At 39.2% G+C, this 13,988-nt stretch carries 15 protein-coding genes; 9 read left to right on the top strand and 6 right to left on the bottom strand.

Translation table 11 applies throughout. The features are described from left to right. The first annotated feature begins 287 nt into the window (after positions 1-287). The 4 genes from V7K56_RS10120 to V7K56_RS10135 all read left to right on the top strand — a co-directional run bounded on the left by V7K56_RS10120 (position 288) and on the right by V7K56_RS10135 (position 3,289). The gene (locus V7K56_RS10120; protein ID WP_334910036.1) at positions 288-1,013 is read left to right on the top strand and encodes a pyridoxine 5'-phosphate synthase; all 726 of its coding nucleotides are present in this window, start codon (positions 288-290) and stop codon (positions 1,011-1,013) included. 129 nt (positions 1,014-1,142) lie between these two features. Then, on the top strand, positions 1,143-1,862 hold the full coding sequence (locus V7K56_RS10125; protein WP_334910038.1) for a SnoaL-like polyketide cyclase: 720 nt from the start codon (positions 1,143-1,145) through the stop codon (positions 1,860-1,862). A gap of 61 nt (positions 1,863-1,923) precedes the next feature. Next, entirely contained in the window at positions 1,924-2,253 is a 330-nt protein-coding gene (locus tag V7K56_RS10130; RefSeq protein ID WP_334910040.1) for an MgPME-cyclase complex family protein, read from the top strand. Positions 2,254-2,656: 403 nt separating this feature from the next. Next, the gene (locus V7K56_RS10135; protein ID WP_334910042.1) at positions 2,657-3,289 is read left to right on the top strand and encodes a hypothetical protein; all 633 of its coding nucleotides are present in this window, start codon (positions 2,657-2,659) and stop codon (positions 3,287-3,289) included. A gap of 295 nt (positions 3,290-3,584) precedes the next feature. On the opposite strand, the gene V7K56_RS10140 is transcribed toward V7K56_RS10135, so the two are convergent. The 3 genes from V7K56_RS10140 to folD form a co-directional block, all read right to left on the bottom strand. Beyond that, positions 3,585-4,040: a divergent PAP2 family protein gene (locus V7K56_RS10140; protein WP_190939008.1), complete on the bottom strand. Its 456-nt coding sequence runs from the start codon at positions 4,038-4,040 to the stop codon at positions 3,585-3,587. A 438-nt stretch (positions 4,041-4,478) separates the two neighbouring features. Further along, the gene (crtE, locus tag V7K56_RS10145) at positions 4,479-5,411 is read right to left on the bottom strand and encodes a geranylgeranyl diphosphate synthase CrtE (RefSeq protein WP_334910044.1); all 933 of its coding nucleotides are present in this window, start codon (positions 5,409-5,411) and stop codon (positions 4,479-4,481) included. 157 nt (positions 5,412-5,568) lie between these two features. After that, positions 5,569-6,456, bottom strand: a complete 888-nt coding sequence (gene folD / locus V7K56_RS10150) for a bifunctional methylenetetrahydrofolate dehydrogenase/methenyltetrahydrofolate cyclohydrolase FolD (RefSeq protein WP_334910046.1) — start codon at positions 6,454-6,456, stop codon at positions 5,569-5,571. A 338-nt stretch (positions 6,457-6,794) separates the two neighbouring features. On the opposite strand from folD, the gene V7K56_RS10155 reads away from it, so the two are divergent. The 5 genes from V7K56_RS10155 to V7K56_RS10175 all read left to right on the top strand — a co-directional run bounded on the left by V7K56_RS10155 (position 6,795) and on the right by V7K56_RS10175 (position 10,584). After that, a complete protein-coding gene (locus V7K56_RS10155) occupies positions 6,795-7,211 on the top strand; it encodes a hypothetical protein (RefSeq protein ID WP_334910048.1) in 417 nt (138 codons plus the stop codon). A gap of 21 nt (positions 7,212-7,232) precedes the next feature. Next, a complete protein-coding gene (locus V7K56_RS10160) occupies positions 7,233-7,667 on the top strand; it encodes an NUDIX hydrolase (protein ID WP_334910050.1) in 435 nt (144 codons plus the stop codon). Positions 7,668-7,774: 107 nt separating this feature from the next. After that, on the top strand, positions 7,775-8,878 hold the full coding sequence (locus V7K56_RS10165; RefSeq protein WP_334910052.1) for an AI-2E family transporter: 1,104 nt from the start codon (positions 7,775-7,777) through the stop codon (positions 8,876-8,878). A 338-nt stretch (positions 8,879-9,216) separates the two neighbouring features. Then, positions 9,217-9,963 (top strand): hypothetical protein, encoded by a 747-nt coding sequence (locus tag V7K56_RS10170; RefSeq protein ID WP_334910054.1) that lies wholly within the window; start codon positions 9,217-9,219, stop codon positions 9,961-9,963. Between the two features lie 9 nt (positions 9,964-9,972). Continuing rightward, complete coding sequence (locus V7K56_RS10175) at positions 9,973-10,584, top strand: DUF4231 domain-containing protein (RefSeq protein WP_334910056.1); 612 nt, start codon at positions 9,973-9,975, stop codon at positions 10,582-10,584. A gap of 409 nt (positions 10,585-10,993) precedes the next feature. Here V7K56_RS10175 and V7K56_RS10180 read toward each other — a convergent pair whose 3' ends face one another. The 3 genes from V7K56_RS10180 to V7K56_RS10190 all read right to left on the bottom strand — a co-directional run bounded on the left by V7K56_RS10180 (position 10,994) and on the right by V7K56_RS10190 (position 13,448). After that, on the bottom strand, positions 10,994-11,854 hold the full coding sequence (locus tag V7K56_RS10180) for a hypothetical protein (protein ID WP_334910058.1): 861 nt from the start codon (positions 11,852-11,854) through the stop codon (positions 10,994-10,996). 58 nt (positions 11,855-11,912) lie between these two features. Beyond that, a complete protein-coding gene (locus tag V7K56_RS10185; RefSeq protein ID WP_334910060.1) occupies positions 11,913-12,728 on the bottom strand; it encodes a DUF692 domain-containing protein in 816 nt (271 codons plus the stop codon). Positions 12,729-13,235: 507 nt separating this feature from the next. Continuing rightward, positions 13,236-13,448: a hypothetical protein gene (locus tag V7K56_RS10190; RefSeq protein ID WP_334910062.1), complete on the bottom strand. Its 213-nt coding sequence runs from the start codon at positions 13,446-13,448 to the stop codon at positions 13,236-13,238. Positions 13,449-13,988: the final 540 nt, after the last annotated feature.

Raw genomic sequence — 13,988 nt, forward strand, 5'->3', positions numbered from 1 at the left:
AACGGAATCACTAGAAAATCTTTACTATGCTTATATGGATTGGGCAATAGGTAAATTCACCACAATCAGTCAGATTGTAAAACCTTTCGGTCAAGCTGTCTATCCATCTAGATGTAAAGTAAAGCAATATGACAACGAGCAATCGTCTACAGCCGACGTTGTTGCATGAATAAGGAAAAAGACATTGCATTTTAGGTGTGTAATCTGTCTTAAGCTTCTTCAGCAAAACTACTGCTATTTTCGGTAAAATCAAGTTCTAAAGAATGTGGATTTGGGAGAAATTTGGGGTGCCTACACTTGGCGTTAACATTGACCACATCGCCACCATCCGGCAAGCGCGGCGGACGGTGGAACCAGATCCAGTAGCGGCAGCGGTACTGGCAGAATTAGCGGGTGCAGATGGAATTACGGTGCATCTGCGCGAAGATCGGCGGCATATTCAAGATCGGGATGTACTACTGTTGCGGCAAACAGTGCGATCGCATCTGAATTTAGAAATGGCAGCTACAGATGAAATGCTAGCGATCGCTCTCGATATCAAACCAGATTACGTTACCTTAGTCCCCGAAAAGCGCGAAGAAGTGACAACAGAAGGCGGACTAGATATTGTCGGGCAAATTGCTAGAATAGGCGAAATAGTCGATAAATTGCAAAGCGCTAGCATTCCAGTTAGTTTATTTATCGATGCCGAATCAGCACAAATTGAAGCATCTGTCAAGGTACAGGCGCAGTTTATTGAATTACACACCGGACAATATGCTGAGGCTAAAGATGAAACAAATCGCCAGCGAGAATTAGCCATATTAGCTAAAGGTTGTGAGCAAGCGATTCAAGCTGGATTGCGAGTCAATGCTGGTCACGGACTCACCTACTGGAACGTCTATCCGGTGGCTGCGCTTCCAGGTATGGAAGAACTGAACATTGGTCATACCATCATTAGCCGGGCAGCATTAGTAGGTATGGAAAGAGCAGTCAGGGAAATGAAACAAGCTATAAGGGGGAATGGGGGATAGGGAATGGGGCATTGGGCAGAGGGGAAAAACTTACTGCAACTTCTCCCCTGCTCCCCCAGTCCCCAACATTTAAAGGGGTTGTCACTGCGAAATCTAGAAATTGGGATCAAATCTTCAGCAAAAACTTCTATGAGCGCAACACAATCTAACAACCTGCCGCTTTGGGTACAGGATAGAGATAAGGTGATAGCAGAAAGCACTGATGTCGAGTGGCGCTATCAGACACCGCCTGATTATTCCCGTTCAAAAGAGAATCTTGCTAAAGAAAGTACCTACAATCATCTTGAAGGAACACTGGAAGCGATCGTACAAAACTTGGTGAGAACCTTCGAGATGGAGGTATCCTTCAAAGCTAACCCGCAAGAGTGGTTATCTATTGTTAATGAACAGTTTCGGGTTAGTACCAATGGTGGAGTAGAGTACACAGCAGCAGATGTATCAGCCCAAGGTACTTACAATCTATTTATGGCTGATTCAGAAGATTACAAGGCTTCAGAAGAAAGCTTTGAATCATCCGCAAAAGTCTTCCACACAACATTTCCTCAAGGATTTCCTTGGGAAGTGCTGGAAGTTTTCTCAGGACCACCGAATGTAACATTTAAATGGCGCCATTGGGGACATTTTAACGGAGAATACAAAGACCATACACCTACTGGAGAGACGCTAGAAATTATCGGCATGAGCATTGCAAAAGTTACCGATGACTTGAAGATTATTTCTTTAGAACACTACTTTGACAATAATCTGTTTTTGGAAAAGCTAACATCTGGTGGCAAACAGACAAAATCTGAAAACCAAAAAAGTGCTTGTCCGTTCAGTTCTTGGTTCAAGAAATCTCACAAAAGTTAGTTTATAAGGGTACAGAGTTACTATGCCCTGAAATTATTCACATAGCAACCAAAGGATGAAAATGCAAACATACTATTACGTTTTGGCAAGTCAACGCTTTCTTCTCCAAGAAGAACCGATACACGAAGTTCTCAAAGAACGCACCCGAAACTACCACGAACAAGAAAAACAAATAGATTTTTGGTTGGTTGAGCAACCAGCTTTCTTGGAAACACCGCAGTTTAAAGAGCTAAAGACAAAGTGTCCCCAACCAGCAGTAGCAATTATTTCTACAAATCCTCAATTTATTACTTGGTTAAAACTGCGTTTAGAGTACGTTATCACTGGAGAATTTCAGGCTCCTTCTGAGGCAATACCAGATGCTTTAGCATCGTTAGCTACCGTATCTTAGTCCATAGTAAATAAGCACAAGAGGCAGAGCAGAAGATACTACAACTTCTCCTCTGCTTCCCTGCTTTTTCCCCATTCCTGATTCGGTTGATCGATGTAGTTTTTTACTGACAGTACTAGGAATAAGAGACTTCTAGAAAATAAATTATCCAATTTACTTAGATAGATGATTTAAAAAAGCATATCTTACCATAATATCACCAAAAATACCAACAGCCACATCAATTTCTCAGTCACAGTTTCCCAAAATGGCGATTGTCAATCAATTACTACGTATAGACTAGTGCTATATTATTTTGGGGGAACAAAATATTTTTTTATAAAATCTTCTAAGACACCTTAATTTACATAATCTAACTTTTGTGCGTAGATTTCAGACTTTACCAAGTGTTTTAGGATTAGCGATGTCTGCGACGAGCTTCGCTTACGCAGGGTTGATTGGTGGCATGAGTTTTGTACTTGCTCAAAAAACCATTCCCTCTTGTCAACCACCAAATGCAGGTGAGTATCTTTTATTAGTAGTCAGTCCCACAGCAAATAATCAAAAGCAGTTACGTAGCGCCTTACCACCTGAACTTAAAACTATCACCTGTAAATATCTCAACGAAACCGTGACACGAGTCGGGGGCTTTAACAAAATTGACGATGCCAATCGTTGGGCAAGATATGTCAGCAATATTGTTGGCTTGTCTGCCATCATTACCACTCGACCAACAACAACGGCAGATGTACAGCCACAGTCACAGCCAAAACCACCCCAGCAGACAGTCAGCTATAATCCTCAAGCATTAGGAGAAGGTTATGCAGTACTGGTAGATTATTACAACCGTCCAGAACTAGTAAATAGTGTGCAGCAAGTAGTCGGAGGTAACGTCGGTTTTGTTTCGTATGGACAACGCCCTTACTTGCTAGCAGTTTATACCACTAACCAAAGTGAAGCTTATAACACATTGCAAAAACTAAACAATGGCGGTTTCGTTGCCAGCCTAGTAGATAGTCGTAAAGTGATTCTGCTGCGCTCGACTGTGCGGTTTTAGTGATATTGAGTTCACTGGCATCTTGATGCAACCTACCAGATTGGTAATTTGTCAATTGACAGAATTTTAGATTTTAAATTTTGGATTTTAAATTCAAAATTTAAAAAGGTTTTAAGCGAATATATTTATTTATATTCGCTCTGTGAGAAACAAGTTATTTGGAATAAATCCTTTCACCTTTAATCCCCTGAATTTATTCACGGGGTAAATCTAAAATCCAAAATTCAAATTTGATTGACAAATTACCAGTTACTAATTATCAATAGCTGCTCAAACAAAGATTTATTGCCCTAGTTCAATAAGCAGACCTAGCTAACCAATAAATGGTTATACCCAAAGCCGACCCAGCGATTACCTGAACAGGTGTATGTCCGAGTAACTCTTTGAGACGGTCTTGGCTAAAATCTGGTTTCTCATGAAATAATTCATCAATCATTTGATTGAGAATACGAGCTTGTTTACCAGCTGCTTGACGAACTCCGGCTGCATCATACATGACAATGATGGCAAAAACGATCGCAACGGCAAAATCAGGAGATGCCCAACCCAGTGTTTGCCCTACACCAGCGGCTAGAGCCGTAACCAGAGCCGAATGGGCACTGGGCATACCTCCGGTTGTCACCAAAACACGCACATTCAGTTTGCGATTTTTGACGATCTCAACCACGAGCTTTAATGCTTGAGCAATTAAACAAGCTACCAGAGCAACCAGCAGCACCCGGTTGTCTAAAATGTTGCCTATGTCCTGCATGGTATTTTGGTTAAGTTAATAAATATTAGCAGCAGTTGTTGGTTGAGGAAACATTTAGATTCAACCCAAAATTCCCAAATTAATCTATCACGTTGGAAAAAGACCAAGGATTCAAAATAATCTAAAAGCTTATTTGATCAGCTTTTATAATTTTGAATCAGTGAATTTTTAATTTTGCTGGGCAGTAGTAGTACAGTATGGTGTAAATAAGATACTACAGTACGGCGTAAATAAACCACCCCTTCGGGTTCGGCAGTTCCTCATGGGGGAAACCCCCTATAAAAGCGGACTGCCTCACCATTCCAAATCAACGAAACGCTTATGCTGTATTCATTTTGAATTTTGAATTTTGAATTTTGAATTCCGCCTTGCGATACTACCCATTCTCAATCAATGAAACGCTTATGGTATAGGAATTACGAATTATCCAAAGCGTTATTAGTTATTACGGCTAGTAATAAAATGAGCAAGCGCTTGGAGTGGTTTGGCTTTGTCTCCAAATGGTTCTAATTCCACACAAGCTGCTTTAACTAGCTCTTGAGCTTTTGAGCGCGATTCTTCAATTCCCCAAAGGCTAGGATAGGTGACTTTCTGGGCTTTTTGGTCTTTGCCAGCTGTTTTACCTAATTGCTCTTGGGTAGAAGTGATATCCAAAATATCATCAATGATTTGGAATGCTAGGCCAATATTTTGAGCATAACGGGTTAGGCGCTGCACATCTTCAGGTGATGCATTAGTTATCAGCCCGCCACAAACTACGCAAGCTTCCAAAAGGGCGGCTGTTTTGTGTTTATGAATGAAATTTAGGGTTTCTAAGGAAATATCAGATTTACCTTCCGACTCCAAATCTACAATTTGACCGCCGACCAAACCACTTGCCCCCAATGCTCGACCAAGACGAGCAATGACTTGCAAGACTATCTCTCTTTTTACGCTTTGGGGAGTTTGAATGGCAACAGATTCAAAAGCAAGAGCCAACAAGCCATCTCCAGCCAAAATCGCTACATCTTCGCCATAGACTTTATGATTCGTCAGCTTGCCACGACGATAATCGTCATTATCCATCGCTGGGAGGTCGTCATGAATCAACGACATTGTGTGGATCATCTCCACAGCACAAGCTGTTGGCATGGCCATCTCAATGGTTCCACCCATCATTTCACAGGTGGCAAGGCAAAGAATGGGACGTACACGCTTACCTCCAGCTAATAACGAGTAACGCATCGCCTCATAAATCTTTTCTGGATAAATGACCTGGATAGACCGATCTAAAGCATTATCACAAAGCTTTTGTCGCTCTTTTAAATAGGCTGCTAAGTTAAATGTGGCTTCCTCTGGTGGTGTCTTTTGCACGTTATCAGTTGCTACCATTCTTTAATTCCTGACATTTTGCGATTTTTGCCTTATACGTCACAATTTTAAGGTGCTGTGGCGCTCAAAAAAATGAAAAGTTAGGAGCACAGATGCGATTAATCACATCTTTAGAGGATTTAGGAGTTAAGAGTTATTAAGAATAACTTTTAACTGTTCACTTTCTTTCTTCTTTTGCCGCTCTGGAATAGCTAGCAAATGTATTTTCCAACAATATGGCAACAGTCATCGGGCCAACACCACCAGGAACTGGGGTGATAAATCCTGCTACATCAGCGGTTGATTCAAAATGGACATCGCCAATCAGGCGACTTTTGCCATTAGCATCGGTGACACGATTCATCCCCACATCTACCACAACAGCGCCCGGTTTCACCATATCAGCACAGATCAATCCGGGACGACCTACTGCTGCAATTAGAATATCAGCATTTTGGGTGATGGTTTTCAGGTCATGCGATCGCGAGTGAGCGATCGTGACTGTAGCATCAGCTTCTAATAGCATCAGCGCCATCGGTTTACCCACCAAAATACTGCGCCCCACTACTACTGCCTGTTTTCCCTGCAAAGGAATCTCATATTCTTGTAAAAGCCGCATCACACCAGCTGGGGTGCAGCTACGTAAACCGCTTTCTCCCCGTACTAGTCGCCCCAAGTTAACTGGGTGCAGTCCATCAGCATCTTTATTGGGATCAATTTGATGTAGCAGAGTTACAGCATCCAGGTGGTTAGGTAAGGGCAACTGTACAAGAATGCCATCCACTCTTTCATCGTGGTTGAGTGCAGCAATTACCTCTTCTAACTCCCCAAGGGTAGTTTGGGCAGGAAAATGCTTACCAAAAGAAGCGATCCCAACTTGAGCGCAGGCTTTTTCTTTATTGCGTACATAAGCGGCTGACGCTGGGTTATCACCAACCATCAACACTGCTAAACCAGGTGGTCGTCCAATTTTTGATTGTAATTGTCTAATAGCAACAGAAAGTTCTTGCTGAATTTTTGCAGCTAAAGCTTTCCCATCAAGGAGTTTGGCAGTTTTTGTTTCCATGAAAATTCCCAGCTATGTTCGCTTGTTGTCCAAAGTCCAAAATGAAAATATTGATTCTTGAATCTTGACTTTCGACTATTATTATGTTGCTGTTTGATGTCGTAGCGTTTCTCTCACAGTAAATCCATAATATTTATTTTCTCAGATTAACGGCATCATCTGAAGAATAAAGAATTGGGAGAATGGGAAGTAGGGGAAACGGAAAGACAAGGGGGACAAGGGGACAAGGGGGAATTATTGAACAAGTCTCTCCTTTATCTCCCCCCTCTTCCTTGTCTACCTTGTCTCTTCTCAATGCTCAGTGCCCCATGCCCAAAATAAATAAATCAGTGGCTTTTATGCAACAAATTAGAAATTTATCCCTTTTATTCTTCTACGGACACAGTATTGTTCCTTACCGTTTGGGGTTGACTTTTTTTCTGATAGCAGGACTTTGTAGTTGTGGTAACTTGACATTGCCTGGCTTGCGTGGGGCTGGCTTGAAAATTGGGACAAATGTCACTCCAATTGGACAAATTAAACCAAAACAAGACAATCAGGCTATAGTTTACATCCAAGGCCAGGTAGAAAAACAAGCTCCCCTGATCAAACAGTGGGCTTATAAAATTAAGGACTCAACGGGCAAAATTTGGGTTGTCACCAATCAAAAAAATCTGGGTGAAGGTTCAGAAGTTGTGATTAAGGGTAAAGTTCGCTACCGAAGTATTCCCTTAGCTGGCAAAGAATTGGGGGAAGTTTATTTAGAAGAAGAATAATCAGCAATTAAAAATGAAGATATGAACAATCAACAGGTGCACGTTGCGATCGCAATTCTTTACCAGAAAAACAAGTTTCTCATGCAACTGCGTGACAACATCCCTGGTATTCTCTACCCTGGTTACTGGGCGCTGTTCGGCGGTCACATCGAACCTGGTGAAACGCCAGATGTCGCGGTAAAACGAGAAATTTTAGAAGAAATCGGCTATAATTCACCACCCTTTGTTGAATTTGGCTGTTATTTCAACGAAAGAGTTGTCCGCCATGTCTTTCATGCACCACTCTTGGTGGAATTAAATCAACTGGTTCTGAATGAGGGCTGGGATATGGCGTTATTTACGCTAAAAGAGATTCGCCAAGGTAACTGTTATTCACAAAATGCTGGTGAAGTGCGACCTTTAGGGGCAATGCATCAGAAAATTATGTTGGATTTTATTAAGAAAAATCCAACATAATTTGGGCATTGAGCATAGTTATAATCTTGTCCTCCCTTATTCCCTATTCTTCACATCCCTAGAAAGCCAAAATAAAGTTAGAACGAACTCTTATGAGGTCATCACTAATGCAATCAGCAAACAAACTGCCGCGATGGTTAACTATAGGATTGGCCTTTCCCATTGCGATTCTCAACGGCTGGTTATTGCTCCAGGTTATACAGTATTTTCAACCCTTAGTTAACATTATTGCTGCCGCCATCCTGCTAGCTTTTGTTTTGAACTATCCAATCCAGTTTCTCCAAGAACAAGGGGTGAAACGCAACTTAGCGATCGGGGGAGTGTTACTTTTGACTGTGGTGATTTTAGTAGCTTTAGGCATCACCTTGGTTCCGTTGATTATTCAACAGCTCGTTGAACTGGCTAATATTTTGCCCAGTTGGATTGATTCTGGTACTCAGCAGCTGCAAGCTTTTCAGGATTGGGCGTTAAGTCAACAGCAACTTCCGATTAATTTAAGTGGTTTATTTACCCAAGTTCTGGAACAATTATCTAACCAACTTCAGTCCTTCACTGGTAGAATTCTTAGTTTTGCTGTCGATACGATTGGTAGTGTCCTCAATGTGTTGCTGGCAGTAGTGTTGACTATCTACCTAATATTGAATGGTGAACGTCTTTGGGACGGAATTTTTCAGTGGTTTCCCCCTAATATTGGGTCAAGAGTACGGGAATTACTGCAAGAGGATTTCCACAATTACTTCATCGGTCAAGCAACATTGGGAGCGGTGTTAGGGGTGACAATTACATTAGTGTTTTTAGCCCTGCAAGTTCCCCTAGCTTTACTTTTTGGCATCGGTATTGGCTTATTTTCACTCTTTCCCTTTGGTACGGGAGTCGGTATTGCCATAGTAAGTTTGTTAGTAGCGCTACAAAATTTTTGGTTAGGAGTGGAAGTCTTGGGTGTAGCTGTTGCGATCGACCAAGTTAATTCTAATATCATTGCACCTCGAATTCTTGGTAATTTGACTGGCTTAAATCCTGTGTGGGTAGTGATTTCTTTATTGCTGGGTGCAAAGTTGGGAGGAGTACTGGGTTTATTAATTGCGATTCCTATAGCTAGTTTCATCAAAGATATAACAGATAGCTGGCAGGCTGGAGAGTTTAATAAGATTGAGGATATAGAGTCAGAACCTGTGACAGTAAAAAGTGAGAGAGCAGGAACTTATAGCTAAAGTTTTATCATTGAGATTAACTGAAAGATTGGCACGATAGTCCATAAATAAACTGTAAAATCCTAATTTAAGATGCCAACAAACAAGAAGCTATTACTTTGTGGATCAATAATTTTTCAGAAAAAATAATGGTAAAAAGCTAAAGTGTAGGGTTAGTCTGCCGTAGACATCGCTATTTACATTTAAGCAAAAATCTGGTGAAACATTAATCAATGATAAACCCATACAAAAGTATCATAAAATTCCTTCTCGTCAAGGTAATAATGGAATACAATGCTTGCAAAAAATGACTGCGAAATTCTACGCCAGAAAACCTAAGCAGTCAGTATTTTGAAAAAATGAAAAGTTGTTTAAAACTTACCTTTAAGAATGGCCAAACAGCATTAGCTACTCAAGTTGAACAGCCAGAAGAATTGCCTTATGCTCTTGAGACAATAGGGCTGTGCGGTTCGCGTCCTGTTTTAGTAGTAGTGGGGGGTGCAAGTAACATTAGTGAAGCTGACTTTCTCCGTATTCAACGGTTGTTTGTGGAAGTTTTAGCCCCCATCGCCGAAACTTTGGGGGCTTATGTTGTGGATGGAGGTACGGATGCAGGAATTATGCGAATGATGGGTACAGCTCGTACCCAAATAGGTGCTAAGTTCGCTTTAGTTGGTGTGACACCTGAAGGCAAAGTGGCTTTACCTAATCATTCGGAAACTGCTACTGATTTAACACCGTTAGAGCCAAACCATACTCATTTTGTACTAGTTCCTGGGAAGAATTGGGGCGACGAGTCTCCTTGGATATCTTGTGTTGCCACTATGTTGGCTAATGATGCACCTTCGATGACAGTACTCTTGAACGGTGGTGAAATTACCTTTAAGGATGCCTTTTCTAGCGTTAATAGCAGCAGGGTAGTTCTTGTGATTGCTGGTAGTGGTAGAACTGCAGATATACTTGTAGATGCTTTGCGTGGAAAAGCTACTGATGAACGAGCCAAAAAGCTAGCTAAATCTGGTACATTACAATACATCGATTTAATCGACATAGAGAAAGGAGTTGAGAATTTAGGCAAAGTAATTAAGGGGTTACTTTCTCATTAGGAGTAAAAAATGCCAAAAAAAGATAGTTATCACGAATTTTTAAAAGAAGATTTTAACAAGTTATTTGCAGGTATTAACTTAGGTGATGTACAAAAACATTTTTTGCGATCGCGCTGGTTAGACCAAGTACTCTGGATGGAAGGTAAAGCAAATTTATCGCGAGATCGCCATTATTTTTTACGGATAACAACTATTATTGGTGGTGTAGTTCTCCCGGCATTGGTAAGTCTAAATATTAATACTAATTTCAAACCTAACAATAGAGATATCATTGTGTGGTCAACTTTTGGTTTGAGCCAAATAGTTGCTATTAGTGCTGCCATTGAAGAGTTTTTTCACTATGGAGAACGCTGGCGACACTATCGCCGAACAGTTGAATCTTTGAAAACCCAAGGGTGGCAATTCTCGCAGTTAACAGGCCCTTATCGTATTTATCCAAGTCATCAACAGGCATTTAATCTATTTGCAAGTCATGTAGAAGATATTATTCAGCGAGATGTAGAAATATATGCTACTCAAGTTGTACAAGAGAAGAAAGAAGAAAAACAAAATTATGAAGACCATACCCTTATGCAAAATACAAAGATAGCCAATTTAGAAGAGAAGAAAGACAAAAAATAAAATTGATTAAATAAAGTCTCTCCTGCTAGATAAAAACATAATAATTAGAAACAAGGTTCAGTAGAGTAATCGGGCTACTTAAGTTTTGATTATTTATGGACTTTATTTCAATAAATAAAAAAGCTGAGACTTAAATAAACGTGAGTTCGACAAACCTCACCCTCCCAACCTCCCTCTCTTAAAAGGCTATCCATTACCCGGATCTTTTTCAACATTTGTGAGAGTATTCACTCACGTTTTTTCTAACCCTTATGATTTCGTCGTTAATTCTCAATAAAAACGTAGTTTTATCGAGAAGAATAAGGGTACATTTGTCAAGTATGCCTAAGACATCAGTGCAACAAGAAAAGACCCAGCAGGGCTGAGTTGAGTAAAACAAGCTTTAAACATGCATGACACCTACTTTTCGCTAATTCCACGATTCTAGCAAAATCCCTTGTTTACAGAGTTTTTGAATTAACTCAACATAAATTTGTTTAAATTTTTCTGGAATATTAGTAAGATTATGAAAAAATGCAGCTTCTCTTACAAGGTTCTCTATTGATATAGGTGACTCAGCTTTGTTAACAAGAAATTGAATAGCTGGCGATAAATGACAAACATTCACCAACTGGATATCCAAAAGGATGAAAGCAAAGATACTAGGTTCAGTTTGTAGTTCGTTGATATTTATACCTTTATATAAAGCCGGAATATTATAATTAAACTCTTCAATAAAAACTGATGGGGACTTAGTAACAAGTAGAGAGTCTATGTTTCCAATAAGGTTAGCTGGATTGCTAGCTATTTGCATTTTTATTTCATCGGATTTTTGATATTGCAAAGCTAGCAGAGGAGCTTTACAAGCTATTAAGTCATACCTTACAACCTCTTTGAAGCATTTAAGAATGGGTTCTTCGGATTTATCAGAAAATTTATAAAGAAGATTAGCAAAATAGTCAAAAGTTTGTATATCACTTCTGCTTTTAAAATCATAACAATATTTGATGCTGGTTATTACCTCTTCTTTTAAAAAGTCAAAAAAAGTACTTACTGTTCTAAAGCCATCCCATAAACTATAAAACTTTTTGTTCAGTAAATAATCATTGAATTCTTTTAATTGAAGCTGATTTGACTCTTGAGCAACAGCTAACTGAGTTAAAGCACTGACTTCAATTTCGCTTAGTTCATAACCTTGCAAGCTTTTATTAAAGTTCATTCTTAAAGTTGTGCGGAATGATGGACTCGTATATATTTTTAAGAGTATACGTTGGAATTCAACTAATGACATTGCTTCACCATTTAAGCGTACTAATAAGTTATGTAGTATTTTACAAAAAATACAAACCTTAAGACAACTCGTGGTTGATTACTGGCTTACGAGCTCGTTCAACTTCCGTTATAATTTCGATTATGGGTGGAAAATTAAACTCTCTCTCTATAATTACATAGTCAGGAGTACAAACCGATATAGCGTAGTCATAAATCTCCCAGATTTCAGGTGTAATAGCACTTGAGTGAGTATCTGTAAAAAAGCCATTTTTTTCTAAGTAGCCAGCAACGTGAAGCTGCTTGATTGATGACTTAGGGAGTCTACTTATAAATGCTTTTGGGTCAGTGCCAAAGTTTTTTGAATCAATATAAATGTTGGTAACATCCAGCAAAATACCGCAATTCGTTTCATGACATACAGATGCTATAAAATCTTCTTGAGATATGGTGCTAAAAGGTATATTAAACGGATGAGCAATATTTTCTAGGATAAGGGGTAGTCCTAAAAAACGTTGAATACTTGTTACATTTGTAATGACAACATCTAATAATTCATCTGTGTACCAGAGCGGAGATAGAGTATCAATATTTTTTTCTGTTGTTTGTGTAAATGCAAAGTGTTCGCTATAGTATGTAGGCTGTGTGATCTCTAATAAACGAGCAATAGTATCAAAATATGACTGTGGCGGACGTTCTACAGAACCGATTGATAAGCTGAGTCCATGAGGAATTAGTGTAAATAAATTAGACAAGTTGCGAAGTTCTTTTAACTGAGGGTCAGAGAGAGCAGAATATGATTCTACTAAGAACTCAAGGCAGTCAAATGAATCTTGGAAATCAAGAATTTGAGACTTGTTGATATGACGCCGAAACGCTAAACCTGTCTTAGGCATAAAATCTCACTTACTTTGCAAAAATTTTCTGGAGAATCTTTCGGAGAAACTATCTATTCTTTCGCCCTGATTTTAATAAAAAGGTTATATCTTAGAGAACTTTACAAACTAAAACTTAAGCTAACTAGCAAGTTTCTTTTGGGGAAGTAAACTGCTATAGCAATCTTAAATAAAATCAAACTTAACAGTACCTTAGTACTATATTAAGATTCTTTATCAATCAACAAGAATTTGATTTTCCTAAGTTGCATCACTATGAAGCCTGTTCGGATCTCAAATAGGATTGCTATAGCTAGTAGAAAAATTACCAAAAAGATAAGCGAAAGTGCTTACCAGATCAATTAACAATGCTGTGGGACTTGTGTGAGATATCGAACCACTCTAAGTGATGAAAGGGCACACAAGTTTATCCATGACAATAGGATGGTCAGCTTTTGATAGGTGTATGATGAAGGGGTATTGAGTTGCCCACATCGATCGAACTGCCCTCTCCCTACATCGAATATCTTATGTACAAATCCCACAAGCAGCGGTGCAACTGCCGTCAACATCCATGATTACAGCATCCATGCTTACCATGCCTCCAATCACCAAAGTCATCTCTTCTTTAGTAAGCTCATTTAGCTCACTAAAAAAGCTTTTGAAGTTGGTAGAGGATTGATTGCCAGATGAATTCAGGTCAGAAGGAATTGTAAGTTGATTAATTGTAATTTTAGCCATTTTAAATGTTACCCAAGTGTAGTTTTTTGCGGCTGTGATTAGACTTTTAATTGCCTGTATCACTTTTACTAGTATTTATCTATTTATTTAAAAATACAATACCTTACTTGTTAAATAAAAAGTCAAAAATAATGCAAATATGTCCTTTAAATTTATAAACTATAGCAAGGGAAGCAAAGCTTAGGACAAAATAATCCTTAAGAAAAGGGACTTAAGCCCATTGCTAACGTCCTAACCTATAGTTCGACCGCTATATCTATAGACAAAAAGCTCATAATATCTATTAAACCCAAACTTCTGCTTAAGCAGTTAATAAGGAAAAATTAGCTCTACATCTACTTTTGAGGTTATCTAAATGACAGTTTTTACAAAGTTTCACGAACTTAATAGTTAGTAATAGTCAGCAAAAAATTCAGCCTTTGAGACTACTAAATTTGGTGACACAACTGGAACAATTATGTCCGTATATCTACTTTTATTAATCATTTTGGGAACGTTGTAGCGCGATCTAGTACAGGTCGGCGGAAATAAACTTTCATC

The sequence above is a fragment of the Nostoc sp. genome (genome assembly GCF_036917535.1).
Lineage (GTDB): Bacteria > Cyanobacteriota > Cyanobacteriia > Cyanobacteriales > Nostocaceae > Nostoc.

Excerpts from the sequence above, each read along its gene's own strand:
- V7K56_RS10125 (WP_334910038.1), top strand. The coding sequence starts at position 1,143 with ATGAGCGCAACACAATCTAACAACCTGCCGCTTTGGGTACAGGATAGA.
- V7K56_RS10130 (WP_334910040.1), top strand. The coding sequence starts at position 1,924 with ATGCAAACATACTATTACGTTTTGGCAAGTCAACGCTTTCTTCTCCAA.
- V7K56_RS10135 (WP_334910042.1), top strand. The coding sequence starts at position 2,657 with ATGTCTGCGACGAGCTTCGCTTACGCAGGGTTGATTGGTGGCATGAGT.
- V7K56_RS10140 (WP_190939008.1), bottom strand. The coding sequence starts at position 4,040 with ATGCAGGACATAGGCAACATTTTAGACAACCGGGTGCTGCTGGTTGCT.
- crtE (WP_334910044.1), bottom strand. The coding sequence starts at position 5,411 with ATGGTAGCAACTGATAACGTGCAAAAGACACCACCAGAGGAAGCCACA.
- folD (WP_334910046.1), bottom strand. The coding sequence starts at position 6,456 with ATGGAAACAAAAACTGCCAAACTCCTTGATGGGAAAGCTTTAGCTGCA.
- V7K56_RS10155 (WP_334910048.1), top strand. The coding sequence starts at position 6,795 with ATGCAACAAATTAGAAATTTATCCCTTTTATTCTTCTACGGACACAGT.
- V7K56_RS10160 (WP_334910050.1), top strand. The coding sequence starts at position 7,233 with ATGAACAATCAACAGGTGCACGTTGCGATCGCAATTCTTTACCAGAAA.
- V7K56_RS10165 (WP_334910052.1), top strand. The coding sequence starts at position 7,775 with ATGCAATCAGCAAACAAACTGCCGCGATGGTTAACTATAGGATTGGCC.
- V7K56_RS10170 (WP_334910054.1), top strand. The coding sequence starts at position 9,217 with ATGAAAAGTTGTTTAAAACTTACCTTTAAGAATGGCCAAACAGCATTA.
- V7K56_RS10175 (WP_334910056.1), top strand. The coding sequence starts at position 9,973 with ATGCCAAAAAAAGATAGTTATCACGAATTTTTAAAAGAAGATTTTAAC.
- V7K56_RS10180 (WP_334910058.1), bottom strand. The coding sequence starts at position 11,854 with ATGTCATTAGTTGAATTCCAACGTATACTCTTAAAAATATATACGAGT.
- V7K56_RS10185 (WP_334910060.1), bottom strand. The coding sequence starts at position 12,728 with ATGCCTAAGACAGGTTTAGCGTTTCGGCGTCATATCAACAAGTCTCAA.
- V7K56_RS10190 (WP_334910062.1), bottom strand. The coding sequence starts at position 13,448 with ATGGCTAAAATTACAATTAATCAACTTACAATTCCTTCTGACCTGAAT.